14 protein-coding genes are annotated in these 18259 nt (G+C 46.2%); 13 read left to right on the top strand and 1 reads right to left on the bottom strand.

Features of this window, described 5'->3' with window-relative positions; all coding sequences use genetic code 11:
* The first annotated feature begins 78 nt into the window (after nucleotides 1-78).
* The 5 genes from secD to ACE04G_RS02215 all read left to right on the top strand — a co-directional run bounded on the left by secD (nucleotide 79) and on the right by ACE04G_RS02215 (nucleotide 6262).
* Complete coding sequence (secD, locus tag ACE04G_RS02235; RefSeq protein ID WP_405130702.1) at nucleotides 79-1329, top strand: protein translocase subunit SecD; 1251 nt, start codon at nucleotides 79-81, stop codon at nucleotides 1327-1329.
* Nucleotides 1319-2227, top strand: coding sequence for a protein translocase subunit SecF (gene secF / locus ACE04G_RS02230; RefSeq protein ID WP_221824764.1), 909 nt, complete (start codon nucleotides 1319-1321; stop codon nucleotides 2225-2227). Before secD ends, secF begins: the two co-directional genes overlap by 11 nt.
* Nucleotides 2228-2300: 73 nt before the next feature.
* Nucleotides 2301-3260: a cation diffusion facilitator family transporter gene (locus ACE04G_RS02225; RefSeq protein WP_145150218.1), complete on the top strand. Its 960-nt coding sequence runs from the start codon at nucleotides 2301-2303 to the stop codon at nucleotides 3258-3260.
* Nucleotides 3261-3300: 40 nt separating this feature from the next.
* Nucleotides 3301-5709, top strand: a complete 2409-nt coding sequence (gene recJ / locus ACE04G_RS02220; protein WP_221824763.1) for a single-stranded-DNA-specific exonuclease RecJ — start codon at nucleotides 3301-3303, stop codon at nucleotides 5707-5709.
* A 37-nt stretch (nucleotides 5710-5746) separates the two neighbouring features.
* On the top strand, nucleotides 5747-6262 hold the full coding sequence (locus tag ACE04G_RS02215; RefSeq protein ID WP_405130701.1) for an adenine phosphoribosyltransferase: 516 nt from the start codon (nucleotides 5747-5749) through the stop codon (nucleotides 6260-6262).
* Between the two features lie 155 nt (nucleotides 6263-6417).
* Here the strand turns inward: ACE04G_RS02215 and uraA are convergent, their stop codons facing one another.
* The gene (gene uraA, locus ACE04G_RS02210; RefSeq protein WP_405130699.1) at nucleotides 6418-7734 is read right to left on the bottom strand and encodes a uracil permease; all 1317 of its coding nucleotides are present in this window, start codon (nucleotides 7732-7734) and stop codon (nucleotides 6418-6420) included.
* Between the two features lie 374 nt (nucleotides 7735-8108).
* Between uraA and ACE04G_RS02205 the strand changes: the two genes are divergently transcribed.
* The 8 genes from ACE04G_RS02205 to aspS all read left to right on the top strand — a co-directional run bounded on the left by ACE04G_RS02205 (nucleotide 8109) and on the right by aspS (nucleotide 18259).
* Nucleotides 8109-10286: a RelA/SpoT family protein gene (locus ACE04G_RS02205; protein ID WP_036616894.1), complete on the top strand. Its 2178-nt coding sequence runs from the start codon at nucleotides 8109-8111 to the stop codon at nucleotides 10284-10286.
* A gap of 12 nt (nucleotides 10287-10298) precedes the next feature.
* Nucleotides 10299-10760, top strand: coding sequence for a D-aminoacyl-tRNA deacylase (gene dtd, locus ACE04G_RS02200; protein ID WP_221824761.1), 462 nt, complete (start codon nucleotides 10299-10301; stop codon nucleotides 10758-10760).
* Nucleotides 10761-10836: 76 nt separating this feature from the next.
* Nucleotides 10837-11004 (top strand): hypothetical protein, encoded by a 168-nt coding sequence (locus ACE04G_RS02195; protein WP_221824760.1) that lies wholly within the window; start codon nucleotides 10837-10839, stop codon nucleotides 11002-11004.
* Between the two features lie 265 nt (nucleotides 11005-11269).
* Nucleotides 11270-11776, top strand: coding sequence for a type 1 glutamine amidotransferase domain-containing protein (locus ACE04G_RS02190; RefSeq protein WP_221824759.1), 507 nt, complete (start codon nucleotides 11270-11272; stop codon nucleotides 11774-11776).
* Nucleotides 11777-11880: 104 nt separating this feature from the next.
* Nucleotides 11881-12327, top strand: coding sequence for a hypothetical protein (locus tag ACE04G_RS02185; RefSeq protein WP_221824758.1), 447 nt, complete (start codon nucleotides 11881-11883; stop codon nucleotides 12325-12327).
* A 631-nt stretch (nucleotides 12328-12958) separates the two neighbouring features.
* Nucleotides 12959-14227: an SEC-C metal-binding domain-containing protein gene (locus tag ACE04G_RS02180; protein WP_221824757.1), complete on the top strand. Its 1269-nt coding sequence runs from the start codon at nucleotides 12959-12961 to the stop codon at nucleotides 14225-14227.
* A gap of 785 nt (nucleotides 14228-15012) precedes the next feature.
* The gene (gene hisS / locus ACE04G_RS02175) at nucleotides 15013-16266 is read left to right on the top strand and encodes a histidine--tRNA ligase (protein ID WP_221824756.1); all 1254 of its coding nucleotides are present in this window, start codon (nucleotides 15013-15015) and stop codon (nucleotides 16264-16266) included.
* Between the two features lie 214 nt (nucleotides 16267-16480).
* On the top strand, nucleotides 16481-18259 hold the full coding sequence (gene aspS / locus ACE04G_RS02170) for an aspartate--tRNA ligase (RefSeq protein WP_076329184.1): 1779 nt from the start codon (nucleotides 16481-16483) through the stop codon (nucleotides 18257-18259).

Here is an 18259-nt window from a genome sequence, read left to right as displayed (position 1 = left end):
TTTTTGTTGAAAATTGACTGCTTTTTACGGCATCGCTATAATAGGAATATTGAGAACGAAAGGGGATCTAGGAACGGCATGAAAAGAATTATCAGTTTCATTCTGGTCGTGCTTGTCACCACAGGGGTAATGGTGGGAACAAGCCCGGAACTGCTCAAAAATATACGCTTGGGCCTTGATTTAAAGGGAGGCTACGAGATCTTATATGAAGCAGAGCCGCTCGAAGCAGGTCAACAAGTCACCAAAGCATCTTTGGTGCAAACGGCCAAAAGCCTTGAAAGCCGCGCCAATGCGCTCGGAACAAGCGAACCGGAGGTAACCACTGAAGGAAGCAACCGGATTCGATTGAAGTTGGCAGGGGTTACGGATGAGGCTGAAGTTAGAGCCAAAATGAAAGAACCGGCTGTTCTGACCTTCCGTAGTAAAGCTGAGAACGACAAGGAAGGCGAATACACCAAAATTGAGCTTCGCGGAAATGAATTTGTTGAGAATGCAGCCAAAGTTGTGTTCACTCAATTGAATGAGCCTATGATTGACATTCAAGTGAAAGACAAAGCTAAGTTTTCCGAGATCACCAAACGTTTGATCGGACAACCTCTCGCCATTTATTTGGACGATGAGCTGCTCTCTGCTCCAACCGTTAGACAACAGTTGACAGATGGTTCCGCTCAGATTTCGGGTGCTTACACACGTGACGAAGCAAACCAGCTTCGTGACACCATTAACCTGGGTGCATTGCCACTGAAACTTACAGAGAAGTATTCACAAAGTGTTGGTGCAACACTTGGTAAGCTTTCTCTGGATCAGACCATTAAAGCGGGATTGATTGGTTCCGTTATTATTCTAGTGTTCATGATTGGGCTTTATCGCATTCCTGGTATTATCGCGAGTTTTGCCTTGATTACACATACGTGGCTGGTACTTGCAATCTTCTATATGGGAGAATTCGTGCTTACCCTTCCAGGTATTGCGGCGTTTATCCTGGGTATAGGGATGGCGGTGGATGCCAATATCATCACGTACGAACGGATTAAGGAAGAGATGCGCAGTGGTAAGTCGATCTTGTCATCGGTTAAAGCGGGTGGTAAACATTCCTTCCGTACAATCATTGACTCCAATGTCACAACCATTATTGCAGCCGCTGTTATGTTCTTCCTAGGTACAGGTGCGGTTAAAGGGTTTGCACTCGTGCTGATTTTTGATATTGTCACCAGCATTATCACGAATATTTTCTTCTCCCGCTTCCTGTTGACCCTGCTCGTACGGGCTAACGTGTTGAAGAAGCCTAAGTACTTCGGAGTGAAGGAGAGTGAAATTCGTGCGCTTTAATTGGAATTTTGATTATATTAAAGGAAGTAAAATTGCCTATACATTCTCGATCATTTTGACTGTAGTAGGGATTATCAGTTTGCTCTCACTTGGATTGAACTACGCCGTTGATTTCCGTTCAGGATCAAATGTGGATATCACCGTATCCAAAGCCATCACAGCGGAGCAAATCAATCCAATCGTGAATGAACTGGGTGTTGACACAAAGGAAGTCCAGATCACGACTGGATCTGATCGGGTTAATGTTCGATTCTCGAACGTACTGGATGAAAACCAAGAAAGCAAATTCAAGCAAGAATTTAGCAAACTGGATGAGACGGCTTCCTATGAAGTGAATACCGTTGATCCAGAGATGGCCAAAGAGCTTGAGCGTAATGCGATCTATGCGGTACTGATTGCTAGTATCGGAATCATGATCTATGTTGCGATTCGATTCGAATGGCGATTCGCTTTGGCAGCGGTTGTTTCCATATTCCATGATGCTTTCGTAGTTATAAGTGTATTTTCTATATTCCGTCTTGAAGTGAATCTGACCTTTATTACGGCTGTACTAACCATTGTCGGATTCTCGATCAACGATACCATCGTTATCTTTGACCGGATTCGGGAGAATCTGCGTTTCGCCAAAAAATCAACGAAAGCTGATCTACGTGAAGTGGTCAACCGGAGTTTAGCCCAAACGATGACGCGCTCGCTGAATACAACATTTACTGTATTTATTGCTTCACTCTGTTTGTTTATTTTTGGCGGAGAGTCTATTCGTATGTTCTCTCTGGCGATGGTGATCGGAACATTCTTTGGTGCCTATTCTTCAATCTATATCGCCGCTCCATTATGGTTCACGCTCAAAGGTAAACAAGTGGATAAGCCAAAAACAGTAGCTAAAGAATCTAACTAAACATCGTATTGTGAAGCCGCGTCTGCCAGGCGCGGTTTTGCAACTTTATGTACAGAATTAAGGGGGAATATTCATGACCAGAGAACATATCCCATCTGCTCAAGCTGCCACATGGAGCGGTATTGCTGGTAATATGGGACTTGCGGTGATCAAGGCTGGGGTCGGTTACATGGCAAATAGCAAATCGTTGCTCGCAGACGGCTTGTATTCTGCTTCTGAAGCTGGTTCTGCCCTGGCTGGTCTCTTTCCCTCCAAGTCTGTACGCCATAAGAGCAAGGCACGCAGGGAACGCTTTAAAGAACACTCACGTGTTGCTAGACCGGGAATTTCAGTATTGTTATCTGTGCTGATCCTTATGGGCGGCTTACAGCTTGCCATCTCCGCATTGGGGAGTCTCTCCGGAAGTGAACCGGAAGCACCCGGCAAGTCGGTACTTTTGGTGGCTGTTGCAGCTCTGGCTGTGAAAGAAGCGATTTTTCAATTTCAGTACAGATATTTCCGTAAACGAAACCAGTCTCAGGCGCTGGCCTATGCACAGCAACATCGCCGTGCACTCTATTGTTCGCTCACCGTGTTAATCGGCATTATAGGATCGATGGCTGGTGAAGAGACGGGTTTGAGCATGCTGCTCTACCTGGACCCCACGGCTGCGTTGATTGCTTCCTGTTTTGTGCTTCACAAGGGTTACCGAATGATTGTGGACACAGTCTATGGTTCACTCGTTCAGGAGCTGGAGCAGGAAGAAGCGTCAGATTTCAAAGAGACCGTACAGCGGGTATATGGCATCATTACCATTGAGCATTTGGTTGCACGTGAACAGGAACATGACGTTACGATTGAGCTGGTCATTAGTGTGAATCCGAGAATCTCAATACTGGAAGCACAGGAGATTGCTAATCGGGCCAAGACTCTACTGCTAACCCGTTTCAGTCATGTGAAAGAAGTACAGATTCAAGCGATACCTTATGATCCAGGCTATCCTTATAAATCCAATCATGAACTGCCCGATCACGAAGCGACATTAATTCAGTAGTGAAGCGCGGGTCCAGTAGATCAGGAAAGGAGCGTTATCATTGCTTTATTCGCAATACCGGTGGAATACACCGAATATCGATCTGGAGGCGGCTGCGGGACTCTCGCAGGCGCTTTCCGTTTCACCCCTTGTTGGACGTTTGCTTGTGAGTCGAGGAGTGCACAATGAGAAGGAGGCCGAACGTTTTTTGCATCCTGATCTGAATCAGATGCATGATCCGTATCTGCTACTCGGCATGAATGAAGCTGTCCCTCGAATTAAACTGGCTTTGGAGCGGGAAGAACATATTTTAATCTATGGGGACTATGACGCTGACGGCGTATCCAGTACATCGCTGATGATCCACCTGATGCGTCATCTTGGGGCCTCGTATGATATATATATCCCTCATCGCTCGAATGAAGGGTATGGATTGCACAACCATGCGTTGGATTGGGCCCATCAACAGGGCGTTTCATTGATTATTACCGTGGATACCGGAATCAGTGCTGTTGAACAGATTGCCTATGCGGCAACGCTGGGCATCGAGGTCATTGTGACAGACCACCACGAACCACCTGAAATTTTACCGGAAGCTTATACACTTATTAATCCGAAACTTCCGGGATGTCCGTATCCTTTTAAAGGTTTGGCAGGTGCGGGGGTAGCCTTAAAGCTGGCTCAGGCATTGATCGGGGAAGTGCCCGGTGAATGGATGGAGATTGCCGCTATCGGTACGGTTGCCGATCTGATGCCTTTGGAAGGTGAAAATCGGGTTATCGTCAGTTATGGAATAGAATCCATGCGTGGCTCGCGTCTTCCAGGTGTAAGTGCGTTGCTGGAAATCAGTGGTGTGGATCAGAGTCAGGTGACCTCGATTAATATTGCCTTCGCCATGGCACCACGTATTAATGCTAGTGGACGTTTGGACCATGCGGGACGGGCGGTGTCGCTGCTCACAACCGAGAATCTGGATGAAGCTCATACGCTAGCCGGTCAGCTTGATCTATTGAATCGGGAACGGCAGCAAGTCGTAGAGGGCATATTACAAGAAGCAACGGCACAGTTGGAACAAAAGATACAGCTTCGTTCTGGATCCGTTCCAGATGTAATCGTATTGGCTGGTGAAGGCTGGAATGTCGGAGTGGTTGGTATTGTGGCTTCCAAATTGCTGGACCGCTATTACCGACCTACACTTATTCTTGGGATTGATCCAGAGAGTGGAGTCTGCAAAGGCTCTGCGCGCTCCATTGAGGGCTTGGATATCTATGAGGCACTCACAGTCAACAAACACACCATGGATCATTACGGAGGACATCCGGCTGCTGCAGGGATGACCCTGCATCGGGATCAACTGGAAGAACTTGAGGTGGGGTTGAATGAGTTTGCTGCAACCGTGTTGACCGAAGAGGACTTTGTACCTCAACGTCTTGCGGATGATGAATGCAGAATTAGTGATGTTCCGCTGAAAGTGATCCAGGAGATCGACAGATTGCAGCCTTTCGGGATGAGCAATCCTTCGCCACGGTTTGTATTGAGAAGTGTGACTGTGAAGGAAACCAGAACAATGGGACGAGAGAAACGCCATCTGAAACTGGTTCTGGAGCAGGATGGTCTGCAACTGGAAACCGTCGCTTTTGGCAAGGGAGCGTTAGCAGAGTTTCTTCTCCCGGGTTCCGTTATTGATGTGATGGGGGAACTGTCCATCAATGAATGGAATGGGATGAGAAAACCTCAATTGATGCTTCAGGACATTCATGTTCCTCAGGTCCAAGTGTTTGATTTACGCGGTAATGCCGAGCCACTAAATGCAATGAAGCATTTCTTGAGCTCACTTGAGGTGCATCTGCGATATAAATCAGGTTCTGTTGGTGCTATTGTTCGGAAAGAAACAGATGTTTCCGAGGGAAATTCATTGTATGAACCTTGCCTTTGGGTATATGATAGAAAGGTCGGGTTATTTCCGTGTAATGCTGCTGCACAGCATTATGGACAGGAACAAGTCCGGACGTTATTTGTGTTTGATACGCCGGAAACCCCGGAACAACTTGATGCCATGCTGGCTTTGTTCAGTGGAGCTGAGAATATCATCCTTCTGCACGGATCAGGCAACCGCCGAGATCGCCTTCAGATGCCTTCCAGAGAACTCTTTAAGCGTATTTATATGCAGGTGTTGAAATGGAAAGCTGAACCCGTGGAGGAACAAGAGATTACTCCTGTGCTCAGTCGTCAGTGTGGTTGTTCGCCGCGCATGATTACGATGATGTTGGATGTATTCGAAGAGTTATCCTTCATTACCCGTGATAACGGCAAAATTGCGTTTGTGGATAACCCGCCTAAGCGTGAACTAACCGCTTCACGTCACTATCAGGCGCTCGAAAATATGGCTGAGATAGAACAGGTGATGCTGGATGCAGCCACACCGCAACTGACACAATGGATGATATCCCGGATGAAGGGCGTATCTTAGATGGAAGTTTGTGTATTTATTTTAGGAGGAGATTATTTTGGATTTTAAAGATTATATTCGTGTCATTCCTGACTTTCCACAACCGGGAATCAGCTTTAAGGACATTACAACATTGTTGAAGGATGGAGAAATGTACCGCAATGCGATCAATGAACTGAAAGTGATGGTTTCTGATCTCAAAATTGACGTTATTGCTGGACCTGAAGCACGTGGTTTCGTTGTGGGCGCCCCTCTGGCATATGCTCTTGGTGTCGGTTTTGCTCCGATTCGCAAAAGTGGAAAACTGCCTGGAGAGACGATTGAAGTTGGTTATGATCTCGAGTATGGCAAGGATACACTCGCGATGCACACAGATGCGATTGAAAAAGGTCAAAATGTCCTGATCGCAGATGATCTGCTCGCAACGGGTGGAACGATTGCAACTTCCATCAACTTGATTGAACAATTGGGTGGGAACGTTGCCGGAGCTGCATTCCTGATCGAACTGTCTGATCTGAATGGTCGTGCTAAATTGCCAGAGAAAATCGATGTATTCACATTGATGAACTACTAAGTTTAAAATCTCCACTTGGAGTGTTGTGATTAAAACCTGAATTGCTTTTCCCTTTTCCCGGGAAATAATATACAGCATTAATGATTATCAAAAAGCCTGTTCTCCCTAACCTTACGGTTGGAAGAACAGGCTTTTTGATGTGTATATGATGGAAATTAATCAGGTGTTTTTTCAGTAATAGGCTGTTTTCTGGAGTCTTCATTCAACCAACCCAGCACTTCAAACAGCTTAAACAACAAGCTCATCAGGATTCCAACGATGGTTGCGAGTGCCATCCCTTTCAGATGAACGCCGTAGAAGATAACTTCTGTACCACTCAGTCCGATGACCAGTACAAGTGTAGTGAGAATCAGATTGGTTGGTTTGGCAAAGTCAACTTTCTGTTCAACCAGAATACGCAGACCGGATGCCGCAATTACCCCGAACAGAAGAAGGGATACGCCGCCCATAACAGGTACAGGGATGTTGGCTACAAGCGCCGAAAATGTTCCTGAGAAGGAGAGTACAATTGCAATAACCGCTGCGCCTCCAATAACGTATGTGGAGTATACCCGAGTCAGAGCCATAACACCGATGTTCTCACCATAGGTTGTATTCGGGGTTGATCCTACAAACCCTGACAGTATGGTGGATACGCCGTTACCAAGCAGGGAACGATGGAGGCCAGGGTCTTTCGAGAGATCTTTGCCTACAATGCTGCTCGTTACAAGCAAATGTCCAATATGTTCTACAATAACCACGAGTGCTACAGGTAAAATGGTAAAGACAACAGACCAGTCAAATGTAGGAGTGGTTACGGTTGGTAGTGAGAGGAAATCAGCATTTCCAATAGCCTGTTTATCAACCAGACCCATAGAATAACCAAGGATATAACCCACTACGATACCGATTAGAATATGAATGATTTTGGGGAATCCACGGAATGTTACGGCACCAATGACAGTGATCCCGAGCGTGGCCATGGAGAGTATAATAGGTTTCGCCTGAGGAACCCAGCTGGGATTAGCTACCGGATCGGAATTAATCAATCCGGCCATACCAGCTGCAACAGGTACAAGCTCCAGACCGATCAAAGCAACGATGGCACCCATAACTGCTGGTGGGAATACCACGTTAATCCAGCCTGTTCCGACATATTTCACAATGAGAGCTACCAGACAGAAAACAATACCTGTTATGATAAAGGCGCCAAGAGCCATCGAGTAACCGTTCTCTGGATGTTCTTTTAATATCATCGTGACAGGAGCAATAAAAGCAAAGCTGGAACCCAAATAGGCGGGGATTTTTCCTTTACACATTAGTATGTACAGCAGGGTTCCAATTCCGTTCATCAGCAATATCATACTAGGGTCGACACCGAACAGGTTCGGTACAAGCACCGTACTGCCAAACATGGCGAACAAATGCTGAAGGCTAAGCAGTGAACCTGAGCCGAGTGGCATCTTTTGATTAACCTGAATTTCGCGTTGCAATGAATTTCATCTCCTTTTCCGAAACACAAACTTTCAATAGATTACAGAGTTTCTCTTAATTAAGCAATAACATTTTTGACGTAGCAGAGCCATGGAATTTATAATTTCATGAATTTTCCTTCTATTTCAGCAAATAACGGCAATAATACATAAGAAAATAAGAAATACATCCAATCCCCTGTGAGTCATAGGGAAACGGGTTAGAAGTAATTCAGATCACCAATATAAAAATTGGATAAGCGCTCTTATTCGTCAGCAGTTGACGGGAAACGGGTGAAGCGTCATAATTATAGGAAATTACTTTTACGGGGAACCTGTGTTGCAGCACTGTCACGGGTTCCATTTGGTATAGAAAGGACACGGAACAGATCAGAATGGGCATAGAGCAATTACTCGAGAAGGCCGGGGCATATATCAAAGAACCCGATCTGGTGCGCATACGAGAAGCTTACGAATTTGCTGATCAGGCCCACCATGGACAGACGCGAAAATCGGGAGAACCGTATATTCTGCATCCGCTTGCGGTTGCCGACATTGTTGTGAACATGCAGATGGACACCATCTCCATAATAGCAGCGCTTCTTCATGATGTAGTAGAGGATACTACGGTCTCACTTGAAGAGATCCGCAATCATTTCGGCAATACGTGTGCCATGCTTGTTGACGGCTTGACGAAGCTGGAACGTATTCAGTTTCGCTCCAAGGAAGAACAGCAGAACGAGAACTACCGCAAAATGTTCATCGCCATGGCGCAGGACATCCGTGTCATCGTGATTAAATTGGCTGACCGTCTGCATAATATGCGGACACTCAAGTTTCAGTCGGAAGAAAGCCAGCGCCGGATTTCATATGAGACGCTGGAAATTTTCTGTCCGATTGCAAACCGTTTGGGTATCTCTGCAATCAAATGGGAAATGGAGGACATCGCCCTCCGTTATTTGAATCCGCAGCAGTATTACCGAATTGCAAACCTAATGCACAAAAAACGTGCGGAACGGGAGCAATATATTGATACGGTTATGGATGGAATTACGAACAAGCTCGATGAGATGGGAATTCAGGCAGACCTTTCGGGCCGCCCGAAACATATCTACAGCGTGTTCAAGAAAATGACCACCAAAAACAAGCAGTTTAACGAAATTTACGATCTGCTTGCCATTCGTATTATTGTGGATAATATCAAGGATTGTTATGCTACCCTGGGAATTATACACACGCTATGGAAACCGATGCCTGGACGCTTTAAAGACTACATTGCGATGCCAAAGGCGAATATGTATCAATCGCTGCATACAACGGTAGTTGGTCCCAATGGCGAACCAACGGAAGTACAGATCCGGACATGGGATATGCACCGGACTGCTGAATTTGGTATTGCTGCCCACTGGGCCTACAAAGAAGGCGCTGCGAACGGAAATCATTTTGAAGATAAGATTACGTTCTTCCGTGAAATTCTTGAACTTCAAAACGAAGCACAGGATGCATCAGAATTCGTAGAGTCACTCAAAATGGATTTCTTCTCGGATCTGGTATTTGTATTTACGCCAAAAGGAGAAGTCATTGAATTGCCAATCGGCTCTGTTCCTTTGGATTTTGCTTATCGAATCCATACAGAGGTTGGTAATCGTACCATTGGCGCCAAAGTAAACGGTCGGATTGTTCCGCTCGATTATCATCTGAAGACAGGTGACATCATCGAAATTTTGACGTCCAAACATTCTTACGGACCGAGCCAGGACTGGATGAAAATTGCGAAATCTTCTCATGCACGAGCGAAGATCAAGCAATGGTTCAAGAAGGAACGCCGTGAAGAAAACGTTGAAAAAGGTCGGGAGAGCTGTGAGCGTGAACTGAAACGCATGGGGCTTGATCCTTCTGCGTGGATGACGGATGACAAGTTGATGGAAGCTGCCAAAAAATATGCGTTTAATGATATTGATGACATGCTTGCGGCTGTTGGATTCGGTGGGATTACTGCTGCACAGATTGTAACCAAAGCAACCGAAAAACTGCGTAAAGAGCAGGAAGAGTCCAGTTTGCTGGAATTAAATTCCGAGATGCGCGAGCTGAAACCTGCACCTGAGCGCAGAAATCGACCAACCAACGGTATTCGTGTCAAAGGCATCGATAATCTGCTTGTTCGATTCGCAAGATGCTGTAATCCTGTACCTGGAGATGACATTATCGGATACGTTACACGCGGACGCGGCGTTTCCGTACACCGTAGTGACTGTCCGAATATCCCGACAAGTGCAGACGGTGAAGAAGCAGCACGTGTTATTGAGGTCGAGTGGGAAGAGAATATCGAAGCAAGTTACAGTGTGGATATTGAGATTACAGGCCATGATCGGAATGGCTTGCTTAACGAGGTACTTCAGGCTGTATCCGAAAGTAAAACTAATATATCTGCCGTTACAGGACGGACAGATAAAAATAAATTAGCATTGGTGCACGTCACAATTCTGATTCGTAATACGGATCATCTGCAATCCGTTGTAGAACGGATCAAACGTGTGAAAGATGTCTATTCGGTGCATCGGATTATGCAGTAAGGAGCCTGTTAGATGAGGGTGCTTGTACAACGTTGTAAAGAGGCTCAGGTGACCGTGGGAGACGAGCTTACAGGTAAGATCGAATCCGGATTAATGCTGCTCGTAGGCATTACCCATGAGGATACCGAGAAGGATGCCCAGTATCTGGCTGACAAAGTTAGTGGGTTGCGGATATTTGAGGATGATCAGGAGAAGATGAATCTCAGCCTGCTTGATGTAGGCGGTGCTGTATTGTCTGTTTCCCAGTTCACCCTGTACGGAGATTGTCGCAAAGGAAAGCGTCCGAGCTTTGCTGCTGCGGCCCGACCTGAAGCGGCAGAACTGTTATATGAAACATTTAATCAACTACTACGGGATAAAGGTATTCAGGTTGAAACCGGGCGTTTCGGAGCGATGATGGATGTAACATTTACCAACTGGGGACCCGTGACTTTGATACTTGAAAGTCCGGTTCGTCAGGAACCAGGTGCATAATTTCATAGGGTTCAGGCCATAATAAGGGATAATTCGTTGATGACTATTTCATGATCAAAGGAGTACCCATCCAATTATGCGCCAATCTGCGAAAGAAACACGTACCCGTACAGAACCTTTGTTACTCCCTGGCAACCTGTATGAATCATTGCACCTTGCCCGTTCGGCTGCAGAGTATGTTGCAACGATCTGGGCACTTCAGGATTCGGACAAAGGGAAGAAGAGTCATCTTCCGCGATCTTGAATGTTTACACAGGTATATAAATATCCGATATTTGGATTATACAGATTCTAAAAAGTCCTGATTCCTTCCCGAATCAGGACTTTTTGTCGTGAGTTGATTCTTTTAACTATTCGTTTGAGGACTTCGTCACAAAATGAAATTACACCCAATTGTTATAAATTGCTCTGGTGAGGGTAATAACAAAACGAGGCACAATGAAGTGCCAATGTACTGCAAGACCCGATTTTATAAAGAAAGTTCGAACACGGAAAGGAGAACATACGTTATGAGTAAAGTTGCTTTTTTATTGGCGAATGACTTTGAAGATTCGGAGATGCAGGTCCCGTATGACGAAGTAAAAAAAGCTGGACATGAAGTGGAGATTATCGGATTGAAAGTCGGTGAGACCCTTAAAGGTAAAGGAGGAAAGGCCTCCTATACCACAGATAAGGCGATTGGTGATGCATCCGCTTCAGATTATGATGCAGTCGTGATTCCTGGTGGATCATCCCCAGAGAATTTGCGAACGGATGCACACATCTTGAAGTTTGTCACCGAGATCAACAGTGCGAAGAAACCAATTGCAGCGATCTGCCATGGTCCGCAAATTTTGGCTAGTGCCGGTCTGTTGAAAGGCCGCACCATTACATCCTATCCACCACTTAAGGATGACATGGTAAACGCAGGAGCAGAGTTCAAGGATCATGAGGCCGTTGTGGATGGAAACTATATTACATCCCGAACACCCGAAGATGAGCCAGCGTTTGTACGTGAACTGCTAAAAGTTATATAACTTCACCCAGTTCAACTGACATACATGGATGTATCTTAACTACGTTACGTCGTGACGTTTACAAACTTCACGTTGCATTTCATTCCGAAAAAGGAGGGTTTGACATGACAAAACATATTCAGGCGTATTTTCGAACCGAAGACGAGGCAGAGGGCGCAAGAACTTCACTTCAGACGTTCCGTACAGAGCATCTGGAAGTAGGTCAGCTCGATAGTGCGATAGGTAGAGACACGCGTGTTATGGTGCCACTGGTGCCTTATAATACAGCAGGTGGCGTAGGTACCAACGGAGCAATGGGTGTAGGTGCAGCCCCGGGTGTTCCAGCCAGCGAAAATGTGATCCCTGTGGTAGCCAATGTGGACCGTGATGCAGAACGGGATACTCGTGATAGAGTGAATGAGGATGGAGACATGCTGAATGCTTCGGATGTGTCTTCGGCCGATTATGATGATCTGCATTATGTTCTGTCTGCCAAAGTAAGGGATGAGGATTATGAAGAGATTGTTCATAAACTTCGTTCCAACCATGCCTATGTGGAAGAGTTGAATTAACGTGTAGATACTTCTAGGCCCTTGCACTGCTTGACTACAGAGTCGAGTAATGTGCAAGGGTTTTTCAATTATAAATATATTAAAAAACACAATTATAAAGCGCTATCATTTTTGTAATATTACTGTAATATTAGTTACATAAGCCTTTAACATAGTGGGCTTATAATAACACACATGACCCCCTTTTTTTATATATCCTTTGAGCCTGCACACCGTGTGCAGGCTATTTTTTTTGAGCTGAGAATGTGTATGTTTTGGGCAGAGCTTACCCCTTTATTCAATTTTTGCTAGAATAGAGAGATGGGTTTATATATTCTACAGCGAATTGTTTTCATAGTTGGGCTACATTGGACGGTAATTCTAGCTCCAGCGATTGGGTTCAGGCGAATCCAATCCTATGACAGAGAGTATGAGGAACTCATCGCCAGAGTGATCCGTCATATTCCAGATGAACATATACTCGCTGAAACGGCCCCACCTTTTTTATATAAGTACAGGGCAGCCGTTTCTGCTTGATCGATGGAATTTGAAAGTTATATAGAATGCCTCGTTTGAGAAATGACACCTACAATGCTAAAGCAACAGAGTTCTCATGCGAATGGCTAGAGACAGATTTAAGGGGGAATTAGTTTTGAGTAAGGTTGGAAGAAATGATTTATGCCCATGCGGTAGTGGGAAAAAATATAAGAAATGTTGTCTGAACAAGGAGTCCTCTGCTGTAGAATCCATACTGGGGATAATATCAACGGAGCAACCGGTTCGGGAAGCCTCCATTCAGCCTGAGAGCAAACTGACCTTGACCAAGCTGAAAAAGATGGTGGCAAGCGATTTGAAATGGGAGCACCCGGCTCACGAACAGCTGGCCCTGCAGACTATTGAGAACATGAGGAACCAATACGAGCCAGAGGTAATTTTGGAAGCTCTGGTGCTATGGAACGGCTACTCCCGTCAGACCCGCCCTACTGTGAAGAAGACAGGCTCGTTCTCTGCTGCAATTGAGTATTTGCTGTCCGAGGAATACGGCTTCAATGTCTCAAAGGCTGAGCTGGCTGATAAATATGAGGTAACGACAGGCACGATCTCCCGGAAGGTTAAGGAGATGAATAGTTACATCGAAGAATACGGCATGGGCGGTGAAACGGACGAGCTATTGATGCTGAACGGTCCAGGCACATCGAAAGACAAAGCACAGGCTCTGCTGTCTAAGGCGAGGGAAGCGAGCTCTTCCAAACGGAGAGTACATCTGGCGGAAACAGCGCTGGAGATGTATCCTGACAGCTCTGATGCGTATCTTATTCTAGCTGAGGAATCGGACAGTGAGGATGATGCACGATCTTACCTCAAGGAAGGAATCGCTGCTGGCAAACGTGAACTGGGCGAACTGTTCTTTGAGGAGAACAAAGGGGACTTCTGGGGGCTTCATGAGACTCGTCCCTATATCCGGATATGTAAAAGTTATGCCGAATCCTGCTGGTTTGGTGGAGATACGAAAGAAGCAGCTCAGATCCTGGAGCATATGCTAGAGCTTAATACGGAAGACAATACCGGAGCACGTTACCTGCTCGCTGCTGTGTATTTGTACAGTAACCAATTGGAACAGGCAGAGCAATTGCTGGAGGAGTATGGAAAAGGTGACGCCGCAGCGGCCTTTGCCTATGACAAGATTATTCTGGAGTATAAGAAAAACGGAATCACCTCCCAGCTCAAAATGCTGTACCGTGTGGCGCGGGGTGTGAACAAACATGTGCCTGATTACCTGTTGGGTTTGAAGCGATTGCCGCATAACCTCCCTGACTTTGTCGGAATGGGCGACTCCGACGAAGCGATTGAATATGTCATTATGCATTCCCGTTTATGGGCGAGCGCGCCGGATCTGTTGAAGTGGATGCTGCAACAATAGAGGAATAAGAAGCGAATAGAAGTTGGAATTCATATGATGAATCCAGCTTCTATTAGCCATATTTTCTGTGGACTCCTCATACCATGCTGTGTGTGAGCAAAAATTTCTAGAGCTATCTTTTCGTGTTAACCCTTGACTTTAGCACTGCGGTTCATTACAATCAGAAAATAATACGTTGACTACAGTCAATACAAGTCGATTTTTGAACTATAATACTGATTTGATGACGGGACCAAGTACTCCGTGCCCACATGACCAGAGAGGAATCCCCAGGCTGTAAGGATTCTCTTGATGAGCGGACGAATGACTTCCCCGAGAACAGACGGCGAACACAGCAGAGATGATCTGTTTGACCAGTAGCTGGCCTGCGCAGGACGTGCGTTACACGTAGAGCGGAATATCTGCTTGATCAGAATGCCTTGGGCAAACCTGAATCATCAGAGATCACCTGAACGGCTAAAGTGTCAGGTTTCCGGAATGTGGGTGGTACCACGGGTGAATGTATATTACACAATCTCTCGTCCCTTTGTTTGCTGTATACACAGCGACAGGGCGAGGGATTTTTTTGTTATATAAGTTGATTTAAAAGAAATACACGAAAACGGAGAGGGCAGAAAAAACCTGTAAAAGCGAAGCGTTCGCCTTTATCACCGGATTTCCACATTATAAAATTAATTCAAAAAATCTGGGGATAACAGCGATTGTAAGGTTGTTCTGCCCGCGCAGTGATCACGTGTAGAATTTTTTAACTTTTAGAGAAAAAAATCAATGCTGGAGGGATCAAGATGGCTTTTCAAAAACCGACTGGAACGCAGGACTTACTGCCTGGAGTTGTCGAGAAATGGCAGTACGTAGAAGAAAAAGCACGAGATCTGTGTCGACGGTTTAATTACCGTGAGATTCGTACACCGATCTTCGAACAGACTTCTTTATTTGTACGCGGTGTAGGAGAGACTACCGATATCGTTGAGAAAGAAATGTATACCTTTGATGACAAAGGTAATCGCAGCATGACTCTTCGTCCGGAGGGAACAGCGGGTGTTGTCCGTGCGTATGTAGAGAATAAAATCTACGGTGAACCGGATGTGAGCAAGCTCTATTACATCGGTCCGATGTTCCGGTATGAGCGTCCGCAGGCAGGCCGTCAGCGTCAGTTCCACCAGTTTGGCGTAGAAGCCATCGGTGCGCTGGACCCGGCAATTGATGCCGAAGTAATCGCACTGGGCTACCAATTGTGCGTAGAGCTCGGCTTGAAGGATGTCAAAGTGGAGATCAACTCCGTGGGTAACTCAACCAGCCGTGCAGAATACCGCGAGACATTACTCGGGTTCCTCAGACCGATGAAAGACAGTCTATGCAAGGACTGCCAGTCCCGCATGGAGCGCAATCCACTGCGTGTACTTGACTGCAAAGTCGATCAGGACAAATTCGTAGGGGCACCGTCCATACTGGATAGCCTGGATGAAGAGTCTTTGAACCACTTTGCCAAGCTGCAGTCATACCTGGATGATTTCGGTGTGGATTATGCTGTGAATAATCGTCTGGTGCGGGGCTTGGATTATTACACACTGACTGCGTTTGAATTAAAAGCCCAAGGTATTGGAGCAATCGATACGGTTGGCGGCGGCGGTCGGTACAATGGTCTGGTTGGAGATATCGGCGGACCTGATCAGCCTGGCATCGGCTTCGGTATTGGTCTGGAGCGTATTCAACTGATTCTGGAGCATCAAAACATTGAGGTTACTACGCTGGCTCCACTGGATGTGTATTTTGTTGCTCTGGGAGAGGCAGCTGATCGTGAAGTGAACCGTCTGTTGTTCAAACTTCGTCAGTCTGGACTGTCTGGTGAACGCGATTATCTGGGCCGCAAGATGAAAGCACAGATGAAATCAGCTGACCGTTTCAAATCCCGCTATACTGCCATCCTTGGTGATGACGAGCTGGAGCGTGGTGAGATTGCCCTCAAGTCGATGGATACAGGTGAACAACAAACTGTGAAGCTGGATGATCTGGTAGCGGCTATACGCGAGGGTAAATAAGCACGAAGTGTTATATTAAATCTTAAAACATTCAAGTAAAACAATTGATCCGGCAAAATCACTGAGGTTCACTGACGTTTCCGACTAATTGGAAGTTGGCGAGCCAGAGGTAATATGCCTTTTCGAATACATGGTCTACACGTAACCGGACTGTTGAAGAGCAGGCACTGACTGCCCATACAGAACGGAAATTCACATAATGAGGAGTTTGGTTATGAAAAGAAGTCATCATTGCGGCGCATTAACACCCGCACACATCGGTGAAACAGTAACATTGAACGGTTGGGTTCAGACCCGCCGTGACTTGGGGGGCGTACTCTTCATCGACCTGCGTGATCGCAGCGGGATTGTACAAGTTGTCTTTAACCCGGCTTATTCCGGTGAAGCTCTGCAAATCGCAGATCGCGTACGTAGTGAGTATGTTATCGCTGTAACGGGTAAAGTTGTTAAACGTGATGCAGAAACAGTTAACAAAAACCTGCCTACAGGCGAAATTGAAGTTCAAATTACAGAAATCGAAGTGCTGAACGCGGCAAAAACACCTCCATTCTTCATTGAAGATGGTGTTGAAGTTGATGAATCCCTTCGTTTGAAATATCGTTACCTGGACCTGCGTCGTCCGGAGATGTTCGAAACACTGAAACTGCGTTCCAAAGCGTCCAAAGTGTTCCGTGACTACCTGGATGGAGAAGAATTCGTTGAAGTGGAAACACCAATCCTGACCAAGAGCTCCCCGGAAGGTGCACGTGATTATCTCGTACCGAGCCGTGTGCATGAAGGTGAATTCTTCGCCTTGCCACAATCCCCGCAAATCTACAAACAATTGCTGATGGTGGGTGGCGTTGAGCGTTATTATCAGATCGCTCGTTGTTTCCGGGATGAGGATCTGCGTGCAGACCGTCAACCAGAATTCACTCAAGTCGACATCGAGACTTCTTTCTTGCAACAGGATGACCTGCTGCCGATGATGGAAGAACTGATGGCCAAATTGCTGCGTGAAACCAAAGGCATTGAGCTGGAACTGCCTTTCCAACGGATTACGTATGCAGATGCAATGGGTAAATACGGTTCAGACAAACCAGATCTGCGCTTTGGTATGGAACTGGTTGAAATGAACGATATCGTAGCGAACAGTGGTGTGAAAGTATTTGCTTCTGTCATCGAAAAAGGTGGAGAAGTGAAAGTGCTGAACGCCAAAGGCTGTGGCACATGGAGCCGTAAAGAGATCGATGATCTCGGACCATTTGCTGCACGTTACGGTGCGAAAGGTCTGGCTTGGATTCAAGTGAAAGACGGCGAGTTCAAAGGGCCAATCGTGAAGTTCTTCACGCCTGAAGAAATCGAAGCGGTCAAAGAACGTACTGGTGCTGAAGATGGGGACTTGCTGCTCTTCTCCGCAGACACTAAAAAAGTGGTTGCTGACGTTCTTGGCGCACTGCGTCTGAAAATCGGCCGTCAACTCGGACTGATCGATGACAGCAAATTCAAATTCGCTTGGGTTGTGGACTTCCCACTCCTCGGATATGATGAAGATGCGAAACGTTATGTAGCAGAACACCATCCGTTCACACGTCCAAAAGATGAAGATGTACATCTCTTCGACACTGATCCGGGTGCAATTCGCGCTCAAGCCTATGACCTTGTTCTCAATGGTTATGAAGTAGGTGGCGGTTCGATGCGTATCTACAAACGTGATGTTCAAGAGAAGATGTTTGCTGCCCTTGGACTCTCACCAGAAGTAGCGAATGAGAAATTCGGCTATCTGTTGGAAGCATTCGAATATGGAACTCCACCGCATGGTGGTATTGCCTTTGGTCTGGACCGTCTTGTGATGTTGCTGGCGGGCCGCACGAATCTGCGTGAAACGATTGCCTTCCCGAAAACGGCAAGTGCAACGGATCTGCTCATGAATGCACCTTCCGAAGTGGATGATTCTCAATTGGAACAACTTCACATCCGTGTAGCCCGTAAACCGGTAGCGGAAAAGAAATAA

It is taken from the genome of Paenibacillus sp. AGC31, assembly GCF_057334655.1.
Note: the sequence above shows the minus strand (reverse complement) of the source record. Positions and strands in the feature narration are given on the sequence as shown.